The sequence below is a fragment of the Streptomyces sp. NPDC017520 genome (assembly GCF_044329855.1).
GTDB lineage: Bacteria > Actinomycetota > Actinomycetes > Streptomycetales > Streptomycetaceae > Streptomyces.
Genome location: NZ_JBIRKB010000005.1, coordinates 1 through 24,704 on the forward strand (window position 1 = coordinate 1; position 24,704 = coordinate 24,704).

General features: G+C 72.7%; 25 protein-coding genes. 19 read left to right on the forward strand and 6 right to left on the reverse strand.

Translation table 11 applies throughout. The annotated features are described in order from the left end of the window. Nucleotides 1-35 precede the first annotated feature (35 nt). Nucleotides 36-311, forward strand: coding sequence for a hypothetical protein (locus ACH4KB_RS13265; RefSeq protein WP_398066076.1), 276 nt, complete (start codon nt 36-38; stop codon nt 309-311). Nucleotides 312-380: 69 nt separating this feature from the next. Here the strand turns inward: ACH4KB_RS13265 and ACH4KB_RS13270 are convergent, their stop codons facing one another. The 4 genes from ACH4KB_RS13270 to ACH4KB_RS13285 form a co-directional block, all read right to left on the reverse strand. Then, on the reverse strand, nt 381-1,028 hold the full coding sequence (locus tag ACH4KB_RS13270) for a class F sortase (protein WP_398066077.1): 648 nt from the start codon (nt 1,026-1,028) through the stop codon (nt 381-383). Between the two features lie 52 nt (nt 1,029-1,080). Further along, a complete protein-coding gene (locus ACH4KB_RS13275; protein WP_398066078.1) occupies nt 1,081-1,713 on the reverse strand; it encodes a hypothetical protein in 633 nt (210 codons plus the stop codon). 368 nt (nt 1,714-2,081) lie between these two features. Beyond that, on the reverse strand, nt 2,082-2,459 hold the full coding sequence (locus tag ACH4KB_RS13280; RefSeq protein ID WP_398066079.1) for a phosphoribosyltransferase family protein: 378 nt from the start codon (nt 2,457-2,459) through the stop codon (nt 2,082-2,084). A gap of 76 nt (nt 2,460-2,535) precedes the next feature. Beyond that, nucleotides 2,536-4,089, reverse strand: coding sequence for an FAD-dependent oxidoreductase (locus ACH4KB_RS13285; protein WP_398066080.1), 1,554 nt, complete (start codon nt 4,087-4,089; stop codon nt 2,536-2,538). A gap of 766 nt (nt 4,090-4,855) precedes the next feature. Between ACH4KB_RS13285 and ACH4KB_RS13290 the strand changes: the two genes are divergently transcribed. The 17 genes from ACH4KB_RS13290 to ACH4KB_RS13370 all read left to right on the forward strand — a co-directional run bounded on the left by ACH4KB_RS13290 (nt 4,856) and on the right by ACH4KB_RS13370 (nt 21,278). Continuing rightward, nucleotides 4,856-5,284: a hypothetical protein gene (locus tag ACH4KB_RS13290; protein WP_398066081.1), complete on the forward strand. Its 429-nt coding sequence runs from the start codon at nt 4,856-4,858 to the stop codon at nt 5,282-5,284. 140 nt (nt 5,285-5,424) lie between these two features. Further along, nucleotides 5,425-6,099, forward strand: coding sequence for a DUF6766 family protein (locus ACH4KB_RS13295; protein WP_398066082.1), 675 nt, complete (start codon nt 5,425-5,427; stop codon nt 6,097-6,099). 232 nt (nt 6,100-6,331) lie between these two features. Continuing rightward, a complete protein-coding gene (locus ACH4KB_RS13300; RefSeq protein ID WP_398066083.1) occupies nt 6,332-6,748 on the forward strand; it encodes a CBS domain-containing protein in 417 nt (138 codons plus the stop codon). Nucleotides 6,749-7,107: 359 nt separating this feature from the next. Further along, the gene (locus ACH4KB_RS13305; protein ID WP_398066084.1) at nt 7,108-8,094 is read left to right on the forward strand and encodes an NAD-dependent epimerase/dehydratase family protein; all 987 of its coding nucleotides are present in this window, start codon (nt 7,108-7,110) and stop codon (nt 8,092-8,094) included. Between the two features lie 11 nt (nt 8,095-8,105). Continuing rightward, on the forward strand, nt 8,106-9,740 hold the full coding sequence (locus ACH4KB_RS13310; RefSeq protein WP_398066085.1) for a carbamoyltransferase: 1,635 nt from the start codon (nt 8,106-8,108) through the stop codon (nt 9,738-9,740). Next, entirely contained in the window at nt 9,737-10,735 is a 999-nt protein-coding gene (locus tag ACH4KB_RS13315; RefSeq protein ID WP_398066086.1) for a glycosyltransferase family 2 protein, read from the forward strand. The genes ACH4KB_RS13310 and ACH4KB_RS13315 overlap by 4 nt, the downstream gene beginning before the upstream one ends. Further along, entirely contained in the window at nt 10,732-11,286 is a 555-nt protein-coding gene (locus ACH4KB_RS13320; RefSeq protein WP_398066087.1) for a D-glycero-alpha-D-manno-heptose-1,7-bisphosphate 7-phosphatase, read from the forward strand. Before ACH4KB_RS13315 ends, ACH4KB_RS13320 begins: the two co-directional genes overlap by 4 nt. Further along, complete coding sequence (locus ACH4KB_RS13325; RefSeq protein WP_398066088.1) at nt 11,283-12,290, forward strand: glycosyltransferase family 9 protein; 1,008 nt, start codon at nt 11,283-11,285, stop codon at nt 12,288-12,290. Before ACH4KB_RS13320 ends, ACH4KB_RS13325 begins: the two co-directional genes overlap by 4 nt. Beyond that, entirely contained in the window at nt 12,287-13,249 is a 963-nt protein-coding gene (locus tag ACH4KB_RS13330) for a glycosyltransferase (RefSeq protein WP_398066089.1), read from the forward strand. The genes ACH4KB_RS13325 and ACH4KB_RS13330 overlap by 4 nt, the downstream gene beginning before the upstream one ends. Beyond that, on the forward strand, nt 13,246-14,484 hold the full coding sequence (locus tag ACH4KB_RS13335; RefSeq protein ID WP_398066090.1) for a glycosyltransferase: 1,239 nt from the start codon (nt 13,246-13,248) through the stop codon (nt 14,482-14,484). Before ACH4KB_RS13330 ends, ACH4KB_RS13335 begins: the two co-directional genes overlap by 4 nt. Next, nucleotides 14,481-15,110, forward strand: a complete 630-nt coding sequence (locus tag ACH4KB_RS13340; protein ID WP_398066091.1) for an SIS domain-containing protein — start codon at nt 14,481-14,483, stop codon at nt 15,108-15,110. Before ACH4KB_RS13335 ends, ACH4KB_RS13340 begins: the two co-directional genes overlap by 4 nt. Continuing rightward, a complete protein-coding gene (gene rfaE2, locus ACH4KB_RS13345; protein ID WP_398066092.1) occupies nt 15,107-16,558 on the forward strand; it encodes a D-glycero-beta-D-manno-heptose 1-phosphate adenylyltransferase in 1,452 nt (483 codons plus the stop codon). The genes ACH4KB_RS13340 and rfaE2 overlap by 4 nt, the downstream gene beginning before the upstream one ends. Before the next feature lie 5 nt (nt 16,559-16,563). Next, on the forward strand, nt 16,564-17,580 hold the full coding sequence (locus ACH4KB_RS13350) for a glycosyltransferase family 9 protein (protein ID WP_398066093.1): 1,017 nt from the start codon (nt 16,564-16,566) through the stop codon (nt 17,578-17,580). A 49-nt stretch (nt 17,581-17,629) separates the two neighbouring features. Next, on the forward strand, nt 17,630-18,520 hold the full coding sequence (locus ACH4KB_RS13355) for a glycosyltransferase (RefSeq protein WP_398066527.1): 891 nt from the start codon (nt 17,630-17,632) through the stop codon (nt 18,518-18,520). After that, on the forward strand, nt 18,517-19,413 hold the full coding sequence (locus ACH4KB_RS13360) for a glycosyltransferase family 2 protein (protein ID WP_398066094.1): 897 nt from the start codon (nt 18,517-18,519) through the stop codon (nt 19,411-19,413). The genes ACH4KB_RS13355 and ACH4KB_RS13360 overlap by 4 nt, the downstream gene beginning before the upstream one ends. Before the next feature lie 428 nt (nt 19,414-19,841). Further along, complete coding sequence (locus ACH4KB_RS13365; protein ID WP_398066095.1) at nt 19,842-20,195, forward strand: ANTAR domain-containing protein; 354 nt, start codon at nt 19,842-19,844, stop codon at nt 20,193-20,195. Between the two features lie 267 nt (nt 20,196-20,462). Next, the gene (locus tag ACH4KB_RS13370; protein ID WP_398066096.1) at nt 20,463-21,278 is read left to right on the forward strand and encodes a SigB/SigF/SigG family RNA polymerase sigma factor; all 816 of its coding nucleotides are present in this window, start codon (nt 20,463-20,465) and stop codon (nt 21,276-21,278) included. Between the two features lie 89 nt (nt 21,279-21,367). On the opposite strand, the gene ACH4KB_RS13375 is transcribed toward ACH4KB_RS13370, so the two are convergent. Further along, nucleotides 21,368-22,045, reverse strand: a complete 678-nt coding sequence (locus ACH4KB_RS13375) for a class I SAM-dependent DNA methyltransferase (RefSeq protein ID WP_398066097.1) — start codon at nt 22,043-22,045, stop codon at nt 21,368-21,370. A gap of 109 nt (nt 22,046-22,154) precedes the next feature. Further along, entirely contained in the window at nt 22,155-23,486 is a 1,332-nt protein-coding gene (locus tag ACH4KB_RS13380; RefSeq protein ID WP_398066528.1) for a cytochrome P450, read from the reverse strand. A 357-nt stretch (nt 23,487-23,843) separates the two neighbouring features. On the opposite strand from ACH4KB_RS13380, the gene ACH4KB_RS13385 reads away from it, so the two are divergent. After that, nucleotides 23,844-24,701 (forward strand): RNA polymerase sigma factor SigF, encoded by an 858-nt coding sequence (locus ACH4KB_RS13385; RefSeq protein WP_398066098.1) that lies wholly within the window; start codon nt 23,844-23,846, stop codon nt 24,699-24,701. Nucleotides 24,702-24,704: the final 3 nt, after the last annotated feature.

A 24,704-nucleotide genomic window follows, 5' to 3' on the forward strand; every position in this document is an offset into this window, starting at 1 on the left:
GATCCCACTCCGCATTCGTCAGATCCCCACGACCCATGAAGCCAGCCTGGCCCCAACACCCCACCCAAGTCAGGCGATCCGAGAAACAGTGCCTAGGTGGACTCGGCGATCACCGCTTCCTCGACATCGCCCCCGCCACGGCCGCCTACAGCAGAGCCGCCTACGACCTGGAGACCGGAGGGCGACCCGAGGACGCCGCCATCGCACTCCAGCGAGGTGTGGACAGCGCGGTCACCCAGGACGCCTTCGCCGAGGCCCGCCTGGGCGATCTGGCCTGGTCCCGGGGCGAGATCGGCCGGGCGGCTGAGTGAGGCCCCCGCCTCGGTCGCGAGGGCGGCCGGCACCTTGTCCCCGAGGTGCCGGCCGACCCTGAGCGGCGCTCAGGCCGCCTTCTTCAATGATGTGAGATGCGCGAAGACCACCACGTTCGCCGAGTAACCCGCCTTCTCGTCAAAACGCCCGCCGCAGGTCAGCAGCCGTAGTTCGGGCCGCCCGGTCTCCCCGTACACCTTGTCGTCGGGAAACTTGTCCTTCGTGTACGTCTTCACCGCGTCCACCGTGAACACCGCGGTCTTGCGGTCCGCACGCACCACGTTGACCTTGTCGCCCCGGCGCAGTGCGTTGAGGTTGAGGAAGATGGCGGGGCCGGTCCTGGTGTCCCGGTGGCCCACGAGCAGCGCCGTGCCGTTCTCGCCGGGCGACGGCCCCTTCTCGTACCAGCCCGTCAGCTTGGGCTTGCTCAACGGCGGGGCTTCCAGCCGGCCCTTCGCGTCGAGGCCGAGTCCGGTGACCGCCGCCTCGATGAAGATGGCGGGAATGGCGACCTTCAGTGGGCGGGAGGGCACCAGTGGAGCGTGCGAGGCGGGCACGTGCTTCTCCGGTTTGTGCGGTGCCCGCCGGAACGGCTCCCTCCCACCGCCCGCGGCGTCGCTGCCGCGGGCGGCGGCGACCGTCCGGGTGTCCTCGGAGGAGCCCGAGGACACCCAGACGATGCCGGCCACCAGGGAGAACGTCACGCACAGCGTCATGGTGAGACGGCACGCGCGCGTCGGCCCTCGTCGTCGCCGTCGGCAGCGGGCGTTACGCCTCGCCACGGGCACGGCGACGTGCGGACCGGCGCATCATGACGAGGCCCGCGGCTCCGGCGGCCCCGGCAGCCAGCGCGGCGGCCGCTCCGGCGTTCGAGTCGCTCTCGGAGCTGACGGGCTCCATGTCCGGGACACCGCCGCCGCCCGCGGGGACACCGCCGATCGGCCTCTGCGGCTTGTGGGGCTTCCCGCCGCCGTGACCGCGGTCGGGGCACTCGACCTTGAAGCTCTTCTGCTTCGGGCCCGCCGGGACAACCCACACCAGCTGGTACGTGCCCTCCGGGAGCAGGTACGTCTCGCTGCGCGCACTGCCGTTGATGAGCGGCAGCCTGTCCATCAGGGTGGTGCCCGGCGGCACGGTCGGGGGCTGCTCGGTGATCGTCCAGGGGACCGAGGGGAACGACTCGAAGTTGCTCGCAGCCAGCACGAACTTGCAGACCTCGACCCCGTCGCGGTCACTGCTCGAGTGCCAGCTGACCGAGCGGATGTCGATGTTGCCGCTGTCGCCGGGAAGGGCATAGGCGGCGGGTGCTCCGGCCAGGGTGGCGCCGGCGGCCGCGACCGCGACGGCGACCTTGGCGCCCGTACGGGCGCTGCGGGAGCGGACGGAACTGGAGATGCGCATGAAGGCTCCTTCAATCCGAGATGATTGTCGTACTGATCACCTGATCGCCTAAGACATGCCATGAATCATCATGAAAGTCAGATAAGACACGAAAAACATGACGAAAGTTCCCTGATCGGCAGGCAGCATCCGAGTGGCGTTTCCGCGGGCGCGGGAGCGCGCCTTCGTCGACACGGCAGCCACGGGGCGAGCCGGCACGCGCGGCCAACCGGCCCTCGTCGCGCCCGGATGGCCGCAGCTCGACGACTGGGCCGCGCCGCCCCCATCAGCCGAAGCTCCTGTTCGGCTTCGGGTGCGGCGGCCCGTGTGAACGCGCTCGTCCGCGCTCATGGTGGTCCATCCGAAGACGCCGAGGGCGGCCGATGATCTCAGCGGCCATGCAGGAGGGCGAGGACTTCGCCGTCCGTCACCTGGTCGAAGTCGTCGTACCACTCATCCACGGACCGGAGGCCCGGCGGCTGCAGGAGGCAGAGGACATCGTCCGCAGCCCCGCTCAGGCGGTCTCGGCTGCCGGGAGCGCCGACCGGTACGGCGAGAATCAGTCGGCCCGGAGTCCGACGGCGCAGGTGACGCAGGGCGGCACGGGCGGTGAGCCCAGTGGCGAGGCCGTCGTCGACCAGAACCACGGTCCTGCCGACGACTCGGGGCTCGGGCCGGCCGCCCCGATAGAGCGCCTCCCGATGTCGCAGCTCCGTGCGTTCCCGGGCCTGTTGGGGGCCGAGACCGTCCTCGGAGAGGCCGGACATCTCCAGTGCCGCTCTGTCGGACAGCGGCGGGCCGTCGCCGACGATCGCACCGATACCGCTCTCCGGCCGGCCGGGCTCACTCCGCCTCGCCGGGGACCTCCAGCCTTTCCAGAGCGCTCGTCGCCGGCCCCTGGAGCACGGTGCCATCGGTCCCGAATCGGGAGCCATGACACGGACACTCCCAGGTGGCTTCCGCATCGTTGAAGGACACCAGGCAGCCGAGGTGGGTGCAGCGGGCGGAGACGGCCCGCACCGTGCCGTCCTCATGCCGGTAAACGGCGCAGCGCCGCCCCTTCACCCGCACGACGGCGCCCGTGCCCGGCACGATGTCGCCCACCGAGTCGACGTGGGTCACCCGCATCCGGTCGCCGGCGAAGTGCTTGGCCACATCGGCTTGTTGCTTCAACAGCGCCGAGCCCTCGCGGAGTACACCCGCGATACGTCGCGGATCGTACAGCTCCGCCCAGGCCGGCCGGGCTTCGGACTCGGTGATCAGAGAGGTCAACAGCCGGCCCGCAAGGACGCCGCCGGTCATTCCCCAGCCACCGAAGCCGGTCGCCACGTACGTATGACGAGCCCCGATATGGAGGGGGCCGATGAGTGGCACCGTATCGCTGGGGTCGTTGTCCTGCGCCGCCCACCGATAGGTGGTGGCGCCCACCGGAAAGCGTTCGTGCATCCAGGAGTCGAGACGGCGGAAGCCCTCCCGCGGATCGCCCGTTCCCGGTGTGAAGCTCTCCCCGGTGACGATCAACAGACGGCGGCTCTCGTCGAGCGGCGCAGTCCGCACCGACCGCTTCCCCTCGTCCTCGGTGATGTGCATCCCCTTCGGGGCCCGGTCGGTGGCCACCGGCGCGGCGACCACCAACTCCCGTCGGGGCGACAGCCGCGCGAAGAGCATCGCGCGGTCGAAGACCGGGTAATGGGTGGCGACGACCACGTCCCGGGCCGTCACCACCCGCTGGTCCTCAGTGGTGAGACGACACGGCTGCCCCTCCGAGAGTCCGGTGACCCGGGTCCGCTCGAAGACGAGGCCCCCGAGGCCCAGCAAGTCCTCGGCCAGAGCCAGGAGGTAGGCGCGCGGGTGGAACTGCGCCTGTCCGTCGAGGCGTACCGCGCCGCCGACGGGGAAGGGCAGCTCCGTCTCCGTGACGTACGAGACGTCGAGACCCGCGTCGGCAGCGGCACGGGCTTCAGCCTCGACGGCCGCGCGGGAGGCGGGCCCGGCCGCGTAGGAGTAGGCGCTCACGCGCTCCAGATCACAGGCGATGCCCACCTCGCCGACGATCGCCGCCAGCCGCTCCACCGCGTCCAGCTGTGAGCCGGCGTACAGCCGGGCGGCCTCGGCGCCATGGGCCCGCCGCAGCCGGTCGTACACGAGCGAGTGCAGCGCCGACACCTTGGCCGTGGTGTAGCCCGTGACGCCGGACGCGATGCGGTCCGCCTCCAGCACCGCGACCCTCCGGCCCGCCCGGGCGAGCTCCCACGCCGTGCTCAGACCGGCGATGCCGCCGCCCACCACGGCGACGTCGACGGCGATGTCCTCGGTCAGGCGCGGGTACGGCGGCGCATCCGTCGTATCCATCCAGTAGGACTCGTCCTGCCCGGAGAAGGGGCGGGGGTCGGTCATGACGTCATCTCCCCAGATCGGTCGCGGCTCGGCGGAGGCAGCTGCGCGGTAGCTCACCATGAGCGGTGCGCGCGAGGTGGTGCGCGTGGAGCGGCCCTGCTGTCGCCGGGTACCACCGTGGTCAGCTGCCAAACGCTGGAGCGGGGCCGGACGCGGTCGGGGGAAGCCGGCCGGAACCGAGACGTCCACCTCGATCAGGGCAGAGACCCGCTCAGGACGGAGACATGTTTGAGAGGAAGCCATTCGGGGACTCGGGTGGCGCACCGATTCAAGCGGAGGGAGCGATCGCGATGTCGAACCCGCAGCAACCGGAACAGCGGCGCAGCGACAAGGGTGGGGCAACCCCGCAGGACAGCGCCGAAAGGAAGGCGCGAGAGCCTGGAACGCCCCGCGGTGGAGGCGCGCACGCGCACGGAAGGGACAAGGGAGACAAGGGCGGAGGCCCCGGTGGCGGGGTCCCGCCCGAGGAGCGCCCGGATCACCCGTGAGCGACGCCCGCGCGCACTGCGTGACGGCGCCGATCGAGCAGCGCCGTATCGGACCTCTCCGAGGAGTTGTCGGCGGCGCCTCCTGGTGACGCGCTGCCCGCAGTGCCTGCCGACCGCCCCCGGCCTGCCGACGGCCCCCGGCTCCGAGCCGGGGGCCGTCGGCAGCGCCGCTGCCGGAAGTCGACCCGGGATGGGGCGCCGAGGCGTGTCGGAAGGGCGGCGGGCGGCCTCACACGCCCATGATGTCCCCGGAGGGCCGGCCGGTGGACGGAGACACGATGGCGTATCCCCGCTCGCCAGGAGCGTTTCCGGCTCCGCTTCTGGCTCCTCTGCTCGCGGCGATGCTCCTGCTGACGGGGTGCGGCGGGGCGGGCGGTCGTACGGCCGAGGTGCGGGACGCGGCCGTGGCCTTCCGAGAAGGGCTGCGCACCAGGGATGCGGCGGCGACGTGCGCGTTGCTGGCCCCCGCGACCCGCGACACGCTCGAATCCTCTGAAGGGAAGCCGTGTGTCACGGTCATCGCGGGCGAAGAGCTGCCGGTGGCCGGCCCGGTCCGCAGGGTCGATGTGTACGGGAATCAGGGACGTACCGTTTTCGACGGTGACACGCTGTTCCTGTCACGCTTCCCCGACGGCTGGAAGGTCGTGGCCGCCGGCTGTACGCCGGACCCGGGGCGGCCGTACACCTGTGTCGTCGAAGGCGGGTGACCGTGACGAAAGCGCTGTTCGTGCTCTGTCTCACCGGTGTCGTCTGCGGGCTCGCCTATTTCACCGCGCTGGGTCTGACGCACAGGTGAGGGGAGTGCCGCCTCGTCGACGAGGACGTGCAGGAGGGAAGGCCGCGGCCGGTGCGTAGATTCCTGCGGGACAACTCGCTCACTCTGGCTTTCGCCGCGGCCTTCCTGCTGACCCTGGCCGGACAGGCCCTCGTGGGCCACGCCGAGTTCAACAACGGGCTGCTCGTCGACTCCCTGGCGCCGGTGTCCCTGACCGCATACCTGATGTCGTCGGACTTCGCCGTCGATGTGACCGAGAACTGGCAGTCGGAGTACCTGCAGTTCTTCCTCTACATCTTCGGCACCGTCTGGCTGCTCCAGCGCGGCTCCCCCGAATCGAAGGAGATGGACAAGGCGGGCCCGGAGGACGACGAGACGCAGCGGGTCGGAGCCCACGCGCGTGACGACTCCCCCCGCTGGGCGGCGGCCGAGGGGATCCGCCAGAAACTGTTCTCGCGCTCGCTGGGCCTGGTCATGGCGGCGCTGTTCCTCCTGTCGTGGCTGGCTCAGTCCGTCGCGGGCACGGCGGCCTACAACGAACAGCGGCTCCGGAACCTTCAGCCGCCCATCGACTGGAGCGGATACATCCTGTCGGCCGACTTCTGGGGCCGGACGTTGCAGAACTGGCAGTCCGAACTTCTCGCGGTGGCCTCCATGGTCATCCTGTCGGTCTACCTGCGCCAGCGTGGCTCCCCGGAATCCAAGCCGGTCGGCGCACCGCACCACGCGACCGGTGTCGAGGGCTGAGAAGCCGTTGTCGGCGGGAGCTTCCCGTGGAGGCGGGCGCCGCGGTCACAGAAGCAGGGCGTTTCGTCCCGGGCCACAGCGCCGGCGAGCCGGCGACGCGGCGGCACGCACTCGTATCGGCTTCCCATGGCGCATACGCCCGGCCGGAGGAACCGGGCGTTAGGAACGTCCCCGGTGGGGAACCCGCCGCGCTACGGACGATCCGCACGATCCCAGGAAGGGAACGAGATACATGACTACCGCACGCGAGATCATGACCAGCGGCACGGAGTGCGTCGGTGAGAAGGAGAACATCCTGGACGCCGCGAAGAAGATGAAGGACCTCGGCGTCGGCGCTCTCCCGATCTGCGGCACCGACAACAAGCTGAAGGGCGTCCTGACCGACCGCGACATCGTGATCAAGGTGCTCGGTGCGGGCAAGGACCCGGCGGGCTGCACGGCCGGCGAGCTGGCCCAGGGGGAGGCGGTGACCATCGGCGCCGACGACCCCGCCGAGGAGATCCTGCGCACGATGACCTCGCACAAGGTCCGCAGGCTGCCGGTCATCGACGGCCACACCCTGGTCGGCATGGTCGCCACCGCGGACGTCGCCCGCGCCCTGCCCGACCGCCAGGTGGGAGACCTCGTCGAGGCGCTCTCCACCGACTGAGGTCACGGCCCCGCATTCCTGCCGGCCCGTCTGTTCCTCGCCCCACTCGTCGCGACCGGGGAGCAGGCGGGCCCTGCGCGACCTGCCGCCGGAGCACATGTCCACCGCTGCGGGGCCGTTCGGGGGTTCCCGCAGGAACCGGTGAACTTCCGGGTGTGAAACGTACGCGCCAGGGAACTCAGCCCGCCGAGCCCGTCGGGACCACGGCGGGCGTCCTGGCACTGCCCGCCGTGGCGCCCCATCGTCCGCCGGAGCATCCCGGCCCGGGCTCTGCCGTCCGTTGGTCGTCAAGGGTACGGCGCTGTCCAGGAGTCGTGTGTGACACCCCTGCACGGACGAAAGGCGGACCCATGTCCTTGATGACGACACCAGCCCCCTGGCGTCGCGCCGTCGTCACCGGAGGCGCCGGATTCCTCGGCTCCCATCTGTGCGAGCGGCTGCTGGACGCAGGAGTCGAAGTCGACTGCGCGGACAACCTGTTGTCCGGTTCCCTGGACAACATCGCTCACCTGGAGGGCCGCCAGGGGTTCCGGTTCGTACGCTGCAACGTCTCTTCCGACCGGACGGCGGACGAACTGTCAGGCCCCTACGACCTCGTCCTGCACTTCGCGTGTCCCGCCTCACCCGCCGACTACCTGCGCCACCCGCTGGAAACCATGGACGCGGGGAGCCTCGGCACCCGTAACGCCCTGACGGTCGCGCACCGCGACGGCGCCCGATTCCTGCTCGCCTCCACGTCCGAGGTCTACGGGGACCCCCTCGTCCATCCACAGCGCGAGGACTACTGGGGCAACGTCAACCCGGTGGGCCCGCGCAGCGTGTACGACGAGTCCAAGAGGTTCGCCGAAGCGCTGGTCACCGCCCACGCCGGGACGAAGGGCATGAACGCCGGCATCGTGCGGATCTTCAACACCTACGGACCGCGCATGCGCGCCCACGACGGCCGGGCCGTCCCGACCTTCGTCTGCCAGGCGCTCGCGGGCGACCCCGTGACCGTGGCGGGCGACGGCAGCCAGACCCGTTCGCTCTGCTACGTGGACGACACCGTCGACGGGGTGCTGCGCGTGGCGGCGAGCCAGGCCGTCCGACCGGTGAACATCGGCGGCGGCGACGAAGCCACGGTCCTGGACATCGCGCGCCGGGTGATCGCGCTGGCAGGATCCTCCTCCCCGCTCACCTTCATCGTGCGCCCCGAGGACGACCCCGAGCGGCGTCGGCCCGATACCACGCTGGCCCGCGAACTCCTGGGCTGGGAGCCGAGGGTGGGGTGGGAGGAGGGCATCAAGCGGACCATCGCCCACTTCTCCGCCACGCCCGGCCCCGTGTCCCCCGCCCCGCGAGACTGACGGAGGTTTCCATGCGCGTCCTCGGCGTCAACGCACTCTTCCACGACCCGGCCGCCGCTCTGGTCGTCGACGGCGCCATCGTCGCCGCCGCGGAGGAGGAGCGCTTCAGCCGTCGCAAGCACGGCAAGCGCCCCCTTCCGTTCTCCGCGTGGGAGCTGCCCGAGCTGAGCGCCCGGTGGTGCCTCGAACAGGCAGGCCTGCGCCCCGCCGATCTCGACGTGGTCGCCTACTCCTACGACCCCGGCCTCGCCGCTCCCGCCGACCGGCTGGGCCTCGACGACCCGTGGGACCACCTGCGGCAGGAGTACGCCCGCCGGGCCCCGGAGTTCCTCGCCGAAGCCCTGCCGGGACTCGACGCCGGGAAGGTCCGCTTCGTCCCGCACCACGTCGCCCACGCGGCCTCCGCCGGACAGGCGTCCCCCCACCCCGACTGCGCGGTCCTCGTCCTCGACGGGCGAGGGGAGTGCGGATCCCACCTCTCCGGCCGCTACGTCGACCGTCAGCTGACCGTCCTGACCTCGCAGCGGCTCCCGGACTCCATCGGCCTGTTCTACGAGGACCTCACCCAGCACCTCGGCTTCCTGCGGAGCAGCGACGAGTTCAAGGTCATGGCGCTCGCCTCCTACGGAAAACCGCGCTTCGCCGACCGGCTGCGGGAGTTCGTCCACACCGACGGCGCGGGCGGATTCACCGCCCGCCCGGTGCCGTGGCAGTCCCTGGTGCCGGGACGCGCCCCGGGCGCTCCCTGGACGCAGGAGCACGCCGACGTCGCCGCGAGCGCCCAGGCACGGCTGGAGGAGGTCCTCCTGGAGCTGGCGTCGTGGCTGCACGGCCGCACCGGCGAGGACGTGCTCGCCCTCGCCGGGGGGGTCGCGCTGAACTGCGTGGCCAACACGCGCCTGTACCGCGAGAGCCCCTTCCGGGAGATCTGGGTGCAGCCCGCCGCGGGCGACGCCGGGACCGCCCTCGGGGCCGCTCTCCATGTGGCGAACGAGAAGGAGCCGGTCGAGGCGATGCCGACCGCCGCGCTCGGGCGCGGCTGGAGCGACGACGAACTGCGCGGCTGGCTGGAGCGGGCCGCCGTACCGTACGAGGAACCCGACGACATCGCCGAGACGGTGGCGGAGGAACTGAGCCGGGACGGAGTCGTCGCGTGGTTCCAGGGGCGTTCCGAGTTCGGGCCCCGGGCTCTCGGCCACCGCTCCCTGCTGGCCCACCCGGGCCGGGCCGCGAACCTGGAGCGGCTGAACGCGGTCAAGGGGCGTGAGGAGTTCCGGCCGGTGGCCCCCATGGTGCTTCAGGAGCGGGCGGCCGAGCTCTTCGACGGGCCGGTGCCGAGCCCGTACATGCTCTTCGTCCACGACGTCGCCGAGGAGTGGCGAGAGCGCATCCCCGCGGTCGTCCACGTCGACGGCACCGCCCGCGCCCAGACCGTGAACGCCGCGGACGAGCCCCTCGTGGCCCGCATGCTCGCCGCCTTCGAACGGCGCACCGGTCTGCCCGTCGTGGTGAACACCAGCCTCAACACGGCCGGCCGGCCCATGGTCGACGACCCCCGTGACGCGTTGGAGTGCTTCGGGTCCGCCCCGGTGGACCTGCTGGCGCTCGGACCGTTCGCGGTGCGGCGCGGAAGGGCGTTCGCGTGAACCGGCCCCATGAACACGCCGCATACGCGGTGGTCGTCCCCACCATCGGCCGGCCCTGCCTGGACGACTGCCTACGGGCACTGGCCGCGTGCGAGGGGCCGCCGCCGACGGAGGTCGTCGTGGTCGACGACCGGCCCGCGCCCGGCAGCGCCCTGCCGCTGGGGTCCGCCGGAGACCTCCGCGTGCGCTCCGTCGCCACCGGCGGGCGAGGCCCGGCCGCCGCGCGGAACGCCGGCTGGCGAGCGGTGAACGCCCCCTGGGTGGTGTTCCTCGACGACGACGTCCAGGTGTCGCCCGACTGGCGCGACCGGCTCGCCGCCGACCTCGCGGCGGCCGGTGACGGCACCGGGGGAGTGCAGGGCCGGCTGTCGGTGCCGTTGCCCGCGCACCGCAGGCCCACGGACTGGGAGCGGGGCACCGCCGGTCTGGAGGGCGCGGCCTGGGCCACCGCGGACATGGCCTACCGGCAGACCGTGCTCGAAGAGGCCGACGGCTTCGACGAGAGGTTCCCGCGTGCCTTCCGCGAGGACGCCGACCTCGCCCTGCGCGTCATGGACGCCGGATGGTCACTGCGACGGGGCGAACGCGTCACTTTTCATCCGGTCCGCCCGAGCGGCCGTTGGGCCTCGGTGCGCGCCCAACGCGGAAACTCCGACGACGCCCTCATGAACCGCCTCCACGGAACCGGCTGGTGGGACCGGGCCCAGGCGCCACGAGGCCGTCTGCCCGGCCACACCGCCATCACCGCGCTGGCGGCAGCCGCCGTCCTCGGCGCTGCCGCGCGCCGCCCCCGGGCCGCCCTGCTCGCCACCGGACTGTGGGCCGCGGCCACCGCGGAGTTCGCCTGGGCGCGCATCGCCCCCGGCCCCCGTGACCGGCCGGAGGTGGTCACGATGGCCGTCACAAGCGTGCTCATCCCTCCCCTGGCGTGCTGGCACCGCCTCAGCGGCCGGGTCAGGCACCGCGCCGCCCAGCCCGTGGGAGGCCCCCGATGAGCGGCCTGCACCCGGCCCCCCGCCCGGTCTCCGCCGTCCTCTTCGACCGGGACGGAACCCTGGTGGAGGACGTCCCCTACAACGGGGACCCGGAGAAGGTGCGGTTGCTGCCGGGCGCCCGCGAGGCGGTCGCGCTGCTGCGCGCCGGCGGTGTCGCCACCGGAGTGGTCAGCAACCAGTCGGGCATCGGCAGAGGGCTGATCTCCGAGGACGACGTCGTCCTGGTCAACCGCCGGGCCGACGAACTCCTGGGCGCGCTCGGTACCTGGGTGTTCTGCCCGCATGTCCCGGAAGACCGGTGCGGCTGTCGCAAACCGAGACCGGGACTCGTCGTCGAGGCCGCCCGCCGACTCGGTGTGCCGCCGGCCGAGTGCGTGGTGATCGGTGACATCCGCGCCGACGTCCTCGCGGCACGGGCGGCCGGAGCACGGGGCGTCCTCGTCCCGAACGCGGCGACGCTGCCTTCGGAGGTGGAGCGGGAACGCTGGACGGCCCCCGATGTGCTGGGCGCGGTCCGGATGGTCCTGGAGCGCGAGGGGGACATGTGGTGAAAGCGATGGTCGTGCGGCTGGACAGCTTCGGCGACGTCCTGCTGGCGGGCCCGGCCGTCCGCGCGGTCGCCGCCCACGCCTCCCGGGTGACCCTGGTCTGCGGCCCCCGCGGCGAGGCCGCCGCCCGGCTGCTTCCGGGGGTCGACGACGTACTGGTCTGGGACGCGCCCTGGGAAGGAGTGAACCCTCCGCCGGTGGACGCCGCCGACATCGACGGGATGGTCCGGCGTGTACGCGCCGAGGCGTACGACAGCGCGCTCGTCCTCACCTCGTTCCACCAGAGCCCGCTGCCCACCGCCCTGTTGCTCAGGATGGCCGGGGTGCCGCGTATCGGCGCCGACAGTACCGACCACCCCGGCAGCCTGCTCGACGTCCGGCACCGCAGACTCCCCGACCGCCACGAGGCCGAGGCGGCACTGGACACCGCCGTGGCCATGGGCTTCGCCCCACCGCCCGGCGACGACGGGCGGCTCCGCGTGCTGCCCGCCCCCGACACCGTGCCGCTGACCGGCAACGGCCCGTACGTCGTCGTCCACCCCGGCGCCAGCGCACCGGCCCGCGCCTGGAGCCCCGAGCGCTGCGCCGCCGCCGTGCGGAGCCTCGCGGACGCGGGCCACCGCGTGGTCGTCACCGGCGGCCCGGACGAGACGGCCCTCACCCGCCACGTCAGCGGTGAGGCGGCCCTGGACCTCGGCGGCCGCACCGACCCCCGGACGCTGGCCGGAGTCCTGCGCAACGCCGACGTGCTGGTCAGCGGCAACACCGGACCGGCCCACCTGGCCGCCGCGGTCTCCACCCCGGTCGTCTCCCTCTTCGCCCCCGTGGTCCCGGCCGAACGCTGGGCCCCCTTCGGAGTGCCGACCGTCCTGCTCGGCGACCAGTCCGCGAAATGCGCCGACAGCCGGGCCCGCCACTGCCCCGTCCCCGGCCACCCGTGTCTCGACGACATCACCCCCGAGGACGTCGTACGAGCCGTCCGGGAACTCATCGAGGAGCACGCATGAACATCCTCATCTGGCATGTCCACGGCTCCTGGGCGACTTCGTTCGTCCAGGGACCTCATACCTACCTCGTCCCCGTCACCCCGGACCGCGGGCCGGACGGCCTCGGCCGGGCGGCCACGTGGAAGTGGCCGCCGAACGTGCGCGAGGTGAGCCCGCAGGAGCTGGGCGAGCAGGACATCGACCTCATGGTGCTCCAGCGTCCCCACGAGATCACCCTGGCCCACGCCTGGACCGGGCGACGTCCCGGCGCCGACGTCCCGGCGGTCTACGTCGAGCACAACAGCCCGGACGGCACGCCCGTCGGCACCCGGCATCCGCTCGCCGACCGCGACGACATCCCCCTGGTCCACGTCACCCACTTCAACCGGCTGATGTGGGACAGCGGCCGGGCCCCCGCCACGGTGATCGAGCACGGCGTCATCGACCCGGGGCCGCTGTGGACCGGTGCGGAGGCCAGAGCCGCGGTGGTGGTCAACGACCCGGTCCGCCGGGGACGCACGATGGGAACCGATCTGCTGCCGCACTTCGCCGGGGTCGCTCCGTTGGACGTCTTCGGTATGCGCACCGAAGGGCTCGGCGCCCACCTCGGGCTGCCACCCGACCGCGTCCGCACGCGCGACCTGCCACAGGGTGAACTGCACCCCGCCATGGCCCGCTGCCGCCTCTACCTTCACCCGGTGCGATGGACGTCGCTCGGCCTGTCGCTGCTGGAGGCGATGTTCCTCGGGATGCCCGTGGTCGCCCTGGACACCACCGAGGTGCGCGAGGCCGTGCCCGACGACGCAGGGGTCGTGTCCAACCGCCCGGAGGTCCTCGACGAAGCGGTACGCGCCTTCCTCGCGGACCCGGCCCAGGCGGCCTACGCGGGGGAGCGGGCCCGGGCGGCCGTGCAGACCAGGTACGGGGTGCAGCGCTTCCTGGACGACTGGGAACACCTGATGAAAGAGGTCACGCGATGAGCCCCGCCCGACCGGCCCCGCTGCGTGTCGCCCTCGTCTCGGAGCACGCCAGTCCGCTGGCCGACCTCGGCGGACCGGACGCCGGCGGCCAGAACGTGTACGTCGCCCAGCTCGCCGACCACCTCGCCCTGCGCGGGCACGACGTCACCGTCTACACCCGCCGGGACGCCCCCGGCCTGCACCCCGAACTGACCACGGCGGGCGGTGTGAAGGTCGTCCACGTTCCCGCGGGACCGGCGCGACGCGTCCCCAAGGACGGACTCCTCCCGCACATGCCGGAGTTCGGGTCCTTCCTCGCGAACCGCTGGAGGGCCGCCCCACCGGACGTCGTGCACGCCCACTTCTGGATGTCCGGCACGGCGGCACTGGCCGGAGCCCGGGGGCTCGGCATCCCCGTCGTGCAGACGTACCACGCGCTCGGCACGGTGAAGAAGCGGCACCAGGGAAGCGAGGACACCAGCCCGCCGAGGCGTCTGGCGATCGAGGCGGCGATCGGCAGAGCGTGCCGCCGCGTGCTGGCGACCTGTGCGGACGAGGTCGCCGAGCTGGTCGCGATGGGGGTAGACCGCGACCGCGTCTCCGTCGTGCCCTGCGGTGTGGACCCGCGGCACTTCGCCCCGGTCGCCGACGCCGGCCGTGCGGCTGCCGGGCCCCGTCGACTGGTGGCGGTCGGCAGACTCGTACGGCGCAAGGGATTCGATCGCGCGATCGCCGCGCTCGCCGCCGTACCCGACGCCGAACTCCTCATCGCCGGCGGGCCGGAGGCCGATCTGCTGTTCGCCGAGCCGGAGGCGGAGCGGCTCAGGAAGGTCGCCGAGGAGTACGGCGTCGCCGACCGCGTCACCCTGCTCGGCGCGGTGGCCCACGACCGGATGCCCCGGCTGATGTCGAGTGCGGACCTGGTCCTGTCCCTGCCCGACTACGAGCCCTTCGGCATCGTGCCGATCGAGGCCATGGCCTGCCGGACGCCGGTGGTCGCCACCGCCGTCGGCGGCCACCTCGACACCGTCGTGGACGGCGTCACCGGAGCCCTGGTGCCGCCCGCCGGCGACGCGTCACACCTCGCCCGGGTCATCGTCGCGTTGCTCGACGATCCGGAACGGCTGGCCCGCTACGGCAGGGCGGGCCGTGAACGCGTTCTCGCGCACTACAGCTGGGACCGTGTCGCCGACGGGGTCGCGCGCGTCTACAGCGCCGTACGCGCCTCCGCCTCACTCTCGGGAGCAGTCCGATGAACCCCACCCGCAACGCCCAGCACTGCGACGACCTCATGGAAGCCCTCACCGCGTTCCGGAACTCCTGCTCCGTCGTCCACCGCTGGGGCGGCGAGCTGGCCGGCCGCCTCGGCGGCGGGGCCAGACTGCTCGTCGCCGGCAACGGGGGCAGCGCCGCGCAGGCCCAGCATCTGACCGCCGAACTCGTGGGCCGCTACCGCGAGGACCGGCCGCCGTTCTCGGCACTCGCCCTCCACGCCGACACCTCCTCCACGACCGCCATCGCCAACGACTACGGCGTCCAGGAGGTCTTCGCCCGGCAGACCTGTGCCCACGGCCGCCCCGGCGACGTCCTGATGCTCCTGTCGACCAGCGGCGCCAGCGCCAACCTCCTCTCGGCCGCCGCCGAGGCCCGCCGCATCGGCATGACCGTCTGGGCCCTGACCGGCCCGGCGCCCAACCCGCTCGAAGCGGCCTGCGACGAGGCGGTGTGTGTGGACGCCCCTGTCTCGGCGACCGTCCAGGAGCTGCACCTGGTGGCGGTCCACATGCTCTGCGAGGCGTTCGACCAGGTCTGCGAGGAGAAGGCGGCGGCCTCGCGGCGGCCCTCTCCCCCCGCGGTGGCCGTCGAGGGAGGCGCGCTGTGACCGCACCGGCCCCTCTGCTCGTCGTCGGGGACGCCCTCCTCGACCACGACCTGTCCGGCACGGCCGACCGGCTCGCCCCCGACGCCCCTGTCCCGGTGGTCCACGGGGCCCGCCGCGGCACACGGCCGGGCGGCGCGGCGTTGGCGGCCTGCTTCGCGGCTGCCGACGGCCGGGACGTCACCCTGGTGACGGCGTTGGGCGACGGCGAGGCCGCCCGTACGCTGCGGCGCCTGCTGCACGACCGTGTCCGCGTCATCGAGATCCCCCTCACCGGCGAACTCGCCTGCAAGACCCGGATTCTCGCCCAGGGCGTGCCGGTGCTCAGGCTCGACGACGGCGACGGACGCGCGGCCGGGGCGACGGACGAGGCGAGGGAGGCGGTCGGCGCCGCCTCGGCCATCCTGGTCGCCGACTACGGCCGGGGCGCCGCCGACGTCCTGCGGGACGCGCTCGCCCGCGCCGCCCGCAAGGTACCCGTGGTCTGGGACCCCCACCCCAGGGGCGGGCCGCCGGTAAAGGGGACCAGGCTCGTCACGCCCTCCGCGGCCGAAGCCCGTGCGTTCGCCGCTCACGCGGAGGAGGCGACGGCCGGGGGCGGTGCCCGCTCCGACGGTGCACGGCCCGAGCTGCACCACGCGGCCGAGGACGCACGGAAGCTGATCCGAAGCTGGGGGGTCAACTCGGTCGCGGTGACCCTGGGACCGGACGGGGCGCTGCTCTCCCACGGGGACGCTCCGTTGCTGGTGCCCGCACCCCACCGCGCGCCGGGCGACGCCTGCGGAGCCGGTGACCGCTTCGCCGCGACCGCTGCCGGACTGCTGGCCGACGGCGCGCTGCCGGAGAAGGCGGTGCACGGGGCAGTGCACGCCGCCACCCGGTACGTCACCGACGGCGGCGCCGCCGGCCTGCCGCACGACCAGGATCCGGACCCACCGGCCCCGGAGGCCGTTCCCCACCCGGAACCGGCGCTGCTCGCCGACCGGGTCCGCACCCGGGGCGGAACCGTCGTGGCGGCGGGAGGCTGCTTCGACCTGCTGCACGCGGGCCACGTCGCTCTCCTCCAAGAGGCACGGCGCATCGGCGACTGCCTCATCGTGTGCGTCAACTCCGACGCGTCCGTCCGCCGACGCAAAGGTGCGACCAGGCCGCTCGTGCCGGTCGCCGACCGCGTCCGGGTCCTCCGCGCCCTCAGCTGTGTCGACGCGGTCGCGGTCTTCGACGAGGACACCCCCGAGCGGCTGCTGAAGGAGCTGCGCCCCCACATCTGGGCCAAGGGCGGGGACTACGCACTCGCTCGGCTCCCCGAGGCACCGCTGGTGGGCAGCTGGGGCGGGGAAGTCGTCCTGCTGCCCTACCTCGACGGCCGTTCCACCACCGAACTGGCCGCCAAGGCGGCACTCGACCCGGCGGAACGGTCCGCCGGCCGCGCCCGTACGGCCGGGAGGTGACAGCCATGTCCGCCGCCCGCCCCCGCGTACTCGTCCTGCGCGCCCTCGGCCTCGGTGATCTGCTCACCGCTGTGCCTGCCCTGAGGGCGCTGCGCCGTGCCCACCCCGGTCACGAGATCGTGCTCGCCGTTCCCGCCTCGCTGCGGGACGCGGCCCTGGAGACGGGAGCCGTCGACGGCGTCCTTCCGGCCCAGGCACCGGGACGCGGGGTCCCCACCCTCGTCGGCTGGCGCGGGGACCCGCCGGATCTCGCCGTCGACCTGCACGGCAACGGACCCGAGAGCCTCGCCGCGCTCTCCGCCCTCGGACCGCGCCGCATCATCGCGTACGCCTCCCCGTGCGCACCCGGGGCGCCGGCCGCGCCGCCCGTATGGCGGCGGGAGGATCACGAGCGTGAACGCTGGTGCCGGCTCCTGGAGGCGTACGGCATCAAGGCCGATCCGGCCGATGTCCGGCTGCCGCCGCCGACCTGCCCCTCGCCGGCTCCCGGCGCCGTCGTGGTGCACCCGGGCGCCGAAGCGGCCGCCCGGCGCTGGCCGGTCCGCCACTACGCGACCGTCGCGCGCCGCTTGCGGGCGGCAGGCTGCCGCGTCGTGGTGACCGGCGGGCCGGGGGAGGACGGATTGGTTACGGACCTGGCCAGGGCCGCAGGCATCGGACGGCGGGACGTCATGTCCGGCGGGCTGCCGTTCGCGGAGCTGTCCGCCCTGGTCGCCGGTGCCGTCTGCCTCCTCAGCGGGGACACCGGCCCCGCCCATCTCGCCGTCGCCCACGGCACACCGTCGGTGACCCTGTTCGGCCCCGTGGCGCCCCGTCTGTGGGGGCCGCCGCCCGACCCGCGGCACACGGCCCTGTGGCGCCCGGGCCCGCCGGGCGACCCGCACGGCGCCCTTCCCGACCCGGCGCTCCTGCGGATCGGCACCGTCGAGGTGCTCGCCTCCGTCCTGGGCCAGATCCGCCGCGGGCAGACGGAGAACAGGGGCGTGCCGGCCGGGTTCGCGGAGGTGAACCGCCGTGGGTGAGCGCTCCCGCGGGGCCGCGGAAGAGACCGACGCCCGGACGACCGTCGCCATGATCACCAGGAACCGGGCGGCCGGCGCCCTGCGTACCCTCGACCGGCTGGCCGAGCTGCCCGAGCGGCCGCCGGTCGTGGTCGTCGACAACGGCGACGACCCCGCGGTGACCGCTGCCCTCCGCGCCCACCACATCGGCGCCAGGGTGCTGGAGCCCGGCCGCAACACCGGGGCGCTCGGCCGCAACCTGGCCGTACGCCACGCCGCGACTCCGTACGTCGCCTTCAGCGACGACGACTCCTGGTGGGGGTCCGGCTCCCTGCGGCGCGCCGCCGACCTCCTCGACACCTATCCGCACCTGGGCCTGCTGGCGGCCCGCAGCCTGGTGGGCCCCGACGAGCGGGAGGACCCGCTGAACGACCTGCTGGCGCATTCGCCGCTTCCACCCGAACCCGGCCTGCCGGGCCGCCCCGTTCTGGGCTTCCTCGGCTGTGCCTGCGTCGTACGCAGGCAGGCGTATTTGGAAGTCGGCGGCTACCACCCGCTGCTCTTCTTCGGCGCGGAGGAAACCCTCCTCGCCTACGACCTTGCCGCCGCCGGCTGGGGCGTCTCCTACGACCCCTCGGTGACCGCTCACCATCACCCCGACCCGGGCGCGCGACCTGGCCGGACGGCTCTCCTCCGTCGGAACGCGCTGCTCACCGCCTGGCTGCGCCGGCCGGCCCACGTGGCCCTGCGGCACACCCTGGAGCTGGGCGTCGCCACGTTCCTCCGCGAGGACGGGGCCGCCACGGCGCTGCGGGGGGCGCTGGCTCGCGCCCCCCGCGCCGTACGGCAGCGCCGCCGGCTGCCCGCGCGGACCGAACAGCGCGTACGGGTGCTGGAAAGGCACGCCCGCGCGACGAGGAAGGGCCTCAGCAGGGCCGAGGAGAGGGGAACGGCCGCATGAACGACGACCGGATCACGGTCGTGGTGATCACTCACGGCCGTCGCCCCGAACTCCTGCGTACGCTGCGGGCCCTGCACGCGCTGCCGGAGGCTCCGCAGGTCGTCATCACGGACAACGACTCCCGGGACGGCACCGCGGAGGCGGTGGCACGCCTGTTCCCCGGGATGACCCTGCTGACCCCGGGCCGCAACCTCGGCGCGGTAGGGCGCAACCTGGCGGTCGAACACGTACACACTCCCTACGTGGCCTTCTGCGACGACGACACCTGGTGGGAGCCGGGCTCGCTGCGGCACGCGGCCGACCTCCTCGACCGGCTGCCGCTGCTGGCGGCGGTGACCGCGCGCATCGTCGTCGAACCGTCGGGGGACGAGGACCCCGTCGTGGCCGAGCTGCGGGATTCACCGCTGGAGGGCCCCGACTGGATGCCGGGACCCGCTCTCGGTTCGTTCCTCGCCGCCGCCACCGTGATGCGCACCGACGCCTTCCGGTCCGCAGGCGGCTTCCACCCCGGCCTGTGGCTGGGCGGCGAGGAGGAGCTGCTGGCCACCGATCTGCTCCGGCGGGGATGGTGGCTCAGCTACGTGCCCGAGCTGTTGATCCACCACGCGGCCTCTCCGGTCCGGGACAGCACCGCACGGCGGACCCTGGGACTGCGGAACACCCTGTGGTTCACCTGGCTCCGCCGCCCTTGGCCCTCCGCGCTGCGTCGTACCGCCCACCTGCTGCGGACCGTCCCCCGGGACAGGGCTTCCCTGCGGGCCTTCGCCCAGGCGGCGGCCGGACTGCCCTGGGTCCTCCGTCAGCGTGCGGCGGTGCCCCGCGATCTCGAAGAGCGACTGCGGGCGCTGGAGCGGGCCCGGCGCACGTCGGTCGCCCGGCGCTACGTGGGCTGACAGCTCTCAGGGTGCCCGTTCCGTCGATGAGCGACGAAGAACAGCCGTCAGGCGGAACGATCCTTCAGGGCAGGAGCCGAATCCGGCCGCGTGTTGGACGCGACGTGCCCCCGGGCCCTGCCTATGCTCCGTGCGGTGGAGGGATGTACCGGGCACACCGCTCCGTCCTTCCACCGACAAGTCGGCCGGGCGAGGAAGTCAGCCGGCCGCAGGTGGAACCCCACGGCGGCCGTTGCTGTGCCCGGTTTCACCGGCGGGTGTGCTCGCCCCATGAGCCGCACCTGCCCCGGGGCCCCTGCGACGCCCCCCGCAGGGGGCCCGACCCACCTCCGGAGCCCCCGCCGCGACGAACTTCGGCCGGGGCCTCGCTGGTCGCCGGGTCGAGCATCGTGAGCAGGGGTCGGGACGGCCGGGAAGGAGAAGCAGAGGTGCGAGAACCACTCGAACACGGCACACGGGTCGCACCGTCGGGCCGAGGAGGGCCCGGGCAGCCCGTCGACCCGCCGGGGGCGGACTACGCCGCTCTGCAGAGCGAACTGGAAGGCCTGCGCGCCGCGCTCAGCAGCCGCCCCGTCATCGACATCGCCCGGGGCATCCTGATCGCCTCGACGCCCTGCACGAGCCGACAGGCCTGGGACGTACTCGTGGCCGCGTCCCAGAACAGCAACATCAAGCTGAGGGACATCGCGCACCAACTCGTCGAGAGCTTTCACGGCAGCCCCCTGCCGCCGGCCACGCGCCGCGCCCTGCACAGCGCGATCAGCCACACCCGTGCCCGTTGAGCCGACCACGGGCGCACCGCTCTGCTCCGGGACGGCAGGCGGGCACCCCGCGTAAGCCGACAGCCTGGTCGGTGTCGACCGGCCGGGTGGTCGAGACGGCCGGTGCGGTTGGCGGGCCCTGCCTAGTGGCAGGGCCACCGTGTGCTTTGGAGGTGAGGCACGTCCCGGCGACGGACGCCGTGAGGGACGTTCATGGCTGTGCCCGTCACTTCCCCCACGCTCCTCCCGGTGTCATCGACCCCTGAACGCCGAGGAGTGAGAAGGCCCATGGCCGTCGACAGCCGGTATGCCGACGACCCCGACACGGCAGCGGACTTCCGGCGGCTCGCCGAACTGGCCGACGGGCCGGTCAAGGAACATCTGCGGGGCAGGATCATCTGTGCCTGGCTCCCCATGGCGCACCGCCTGGCGACCCGCTACCGCAATCGTGGTGAGAACCTTGAGGATCTGCGACAGGTGGCGGCCGTCGGGCTCGTCAACGCCGTCGACCGCTACGACCCCACTGTCACCCCCGCCTTCGCGCCCTTCGCCATCCCCACCATCACCGGCGAGATCAAGCGGCACTTCCGTGACCGCATGTGGACCGTGCACGTCCCCCGCAGGATCCAGAACCTGCGCAACACCGTCCGCCTGGCGCGAGCCGAGCTGGCCGCCGCCGGGTTGCCGACGTCGCTCGCCCGCATCGCCGAGCGCACCGGCCTGAGCGAGGACGAGGTGCGCCAGGGGAACGAGGCACTGCACGGCTTCAGTGCCCTGTCCATCGACGCCGAGATCGCCGCCGGAGACGGTGACGCGCTGCTCGGCGACAGCCTGGGCGCCGTCGACGAGGCCTTCGACCTGGTGCTCGACCGCGAAGCGGCGAGGCCCGGCATTCTCTGTCTGGCGGAGCGCGAGAAACGCGTCCTCTATTTACGCTTCTTCGCCGACCTGACGCAGAGCGCCATCGCCGCGGAACTGGGCGTGTCCCAGATGCACGTGTCCCGCCTCATCACGGAGTCCTGCCGCCGCATCCGTGAGCACACGGCATCTGAACCGGGCGCACGGGAGGAGCCCCCCAGCACCGGACGCCCGCGCCCTGTGTGACGCCGACGCGCCCGGGGCCACGTCGGCCGTACTCGGTCGGGAAGTACGAGGAAGACCCGCCGTGTGAAGAGGGGCGGCTCGGATACGGGTTAGGAAGCCAAGCCGGCCTCCTGGCGGATCGGCTTGCGGGCAAGGAAGCCGGCGATCTTCCATGTCAGCTTCTCGTCGGGCTCCTGCACCAGCTGAGCGTCGATGGTGAACCCTGCCCGGTCCAGCAACTGCGCGAGCCGGCCTGGAGGCAGGCGATAGGACTCGAAGGACACGGGAAGGCCGCCATAGGCCTGTGTAGGACGACGGTGCTCACCGGAACCGACGTGACTCACGAGGAGAAGATGTCCACCGGGTGCCAGGGTGCGGTGAAACTCGGCAAACACGAGTGGCAGCAGTTCGGGAGGCGTGTGATGGGTGGAGTAGAAGGCCAGGACGCCGCCGAGCGCGTCGTCCGCGAACTCCAGGGCGGTGAGGGAGCCCACCGAGAACGGCAGGTCCGGAAAGGCGGCGCGCGCCAGTTCGATCATCTTCGGGGACACGTCGATACCGATCGGCGACACCCCGAGCCCGGCGAGGTGCGCCGTCACCTTGCCCGGGCCGCAGCCCAGGTCTGCGACCGGTCCGAGGCCGGATGCCTGCACGAGTTCGGCGAACGCGGTCAGCATCGAGCGTGACAACGGGTCCAGCTCTGATGGGGGCTTGACGAGGGCGGCGTAGGCGTGGGCCACGGTGTCGTACGACTCCCGGACCTCGGACAGGTAAGAAGGCTCAGTCACGCGGGGACTCTAGACGGACGCACGGACATCGCCGCTGCCCGCGGCCATCCCTCCGCCGATGCACCGCATCCGACGTCGCACGACCCCGCCGCACAGGTTGAAGGTCAAGTCAGTGTCGGGGCGCGCATGGTGTGGCGTACATGGTCAGGCCCTTGGGCGTCGGCGTGAGTTCCAGGCTCACGCCGATCTTGCGGCCCGGCCGCGCCGGGCTCAGCGTGCGCGAGCCGGCCAGGGTCGCCAGGGCGACGGGCAGCATCGCGTCGGCCGCGGCTGCGCCGGGGCAGTAGCGGGGACCCAGGCCGTAGGCGAGCAGCGCGGTGGGGGCCGACGGCGGCTCGGCGTGGGGGAGCCAGCGCCGCGGGTCGAACACGTCCGGGTCGCGGTAGCGGTTCCTGTCGCGGCGCAGGGCCCCCAGGGGCAGCGTGACCACGGCGCCGGCCGGGATGCGTACACCGCCCTGGCAGGTCTCGTGGCGGGTACGGCGGACCAGGAACGGAATGCCGTGGAGGCGGGTGACCTCTTGAACGAAGGCGGTCGCGAGCGGGAGCTGGTGTGCCTGGAGGCGGCCCGTATCGGGCGCGGCGTCGGCTTCGTCCTGGAGAGCCTGCTGGTAGTGCGGGTGGCGGCCCAGTTCGTAGCAGGCCCAGGCGAGGGTGGAGGCGCTGGTCTCCATGCCGGCGATCAGCAGAGCGCGAACGTCGCGCTGCACCACGTGGGGGTTCCCGGGAGCGGCAGCTTCGAGCAAGGACACCAGGTCCTGGCGGTCGGGGTCGGGCCGGTGATGGGCTCGCACCTGGCGGACGGCCTCGTCCAGCTCGGCGAGCGCACGACGGCTGGCGCGGCGCCGGGGCACGGGCACCCAGGGCCAGGGTGAAAGGGCGTAGCGCCAGAAAATGCCGCCGGACAGGGTGGAGCGGGCGGATGCGATCTTGGACAGGGTGTCGGGAGCGAGCTCGCTGTTGAGGACACAGCTGACGAGGAGGCCGCAGGCGAGCCGGCTCATCTCCACCCGCATGTCGAGCGGTCGGTCCGCGGGCAGCTCGGCGAGAAGCTGCCGGGTACGGGCCTGGACACCGGGGCCGAGAGCGGTGAGCCGGGACGCGGTGAACGCGGGTCTCATCACGGCGCGCCGCTCCCGGTGGGCGGTGCCCTCGAGGCCGACCACCCCGTCCTCCGTGAAGTCGCGCAGGCTCGGGTCAGGGCCCCAGAACTGGAACGTTTCCTCATCACTGCCGACCTTGCGCAGCAGTGCCGGGTCGTTGACCTGGAAGGCGGTCGCCGGGCCCGTCCTGGTCGGGACGACCGGGCCCGCCTGCTCGAGACGGGCCGCGAGGTTGGCCGGGTCGAGCCAGAACCGCAGGGCGCGGGAGGGGGCGAGTACCCCCGCGCCGGGCGGCGGCACGACCGGTTGTCCGGGGCAGACTGTCCTGTCCACACTCATCAGCTTCGCTGTCCTGTCCACGTTCGGCGGCCTCCGCGGCTCCGGCCGCCAGTACCGTATGGGCAACGATCAACTGCGGGGGCGGTCACGGGCGGGCCGGCCCTGGGCGAACCTTCGTGCGCCCGGCCGGGCCTGCCGGCACCAGACACACACCGTCGCCCCCCGACCCGCTCGACGCCGGCTGCCCGTCACTCGCCGGGGCAGACCGGAGACTCCGGCGCGGGAAGGCCGTCGGTGGCCGGGGCGCCGGCGGCGCAGAAAGGGAAGCCGTTGTTTTCCTGGGAATGGCGCGTCGCAGGGCGGGTACGCGCGAACCCGCAGGAGGGCCACAACTGTTGGGAAAAGGGGAATCTCACCATGTCGACGTCCACGGAAGCCTCTGCCCCGGCTATCGGCGCAACGGCCGGGCTTCCGCAGATCGATGACCCGCGAGGCGTCGCGCCGAAGGACGCCCGGGCACTCGGGACGCTGTTCTTCGAACAGTTGCAGGTCCTCGAGGAGGGCACGCGCGCACACCAGTACGCGCGCAATACGCTGATCGAGATGAACCTGTCCCTGGTGCACTTCGCGGCGAAACGGTTCCGCAACCGCGGCAGCGGCGAGATGGAGGACATCGTCCAGGTCGGAACGATCGGCCTGATCAAGGCCATCGACCGGTTCGAGCTGTCGCGGGAGGTGGAGTTCACCTCGTTCGCCGTCCCTTACATCGTCGGGGAGATCAAACGGTTCTTCCGCGACTCCACCTGGGCCGTGCACGTCCCGCGGCGTCTGCAGGAACTGCGGGTGACCCTGGCCCGCGCGAAGGAGGAACTCGCCGGCCGACTGGACCGTGAGGCCACGGTCGCCGAACTCGCCCAGCACCTGGGAATCAGCGAGGAGGAGGTCATCGAGGGCATCATCGCCTCCAACGGCTATACCGCGGGCTCCCTCGACCTGCCCGTAGGGTCCGAACGCAACAGCGCCGAGACCGTCACTTACGGAGACGTCAAGGGCGATGACGATCCCGCTCTGGAACTGGTCGAGAACCTGCACGCGTTGGCCCCGCTGATCGAGACCCTGGACGAGCGCGAACGTGCGATCGTTCGCATGCGCTTCGGCCAGGAAATGACCCAGGCCCAGATAGGCGAGCATCTGTCGCTTTCCCAGATGCATGTCTCGCGGCTCCTCAACCGCCTCCTGGCCAAGCTCCGCGAGGGCATGCTCGCGCAGAGCTGACAC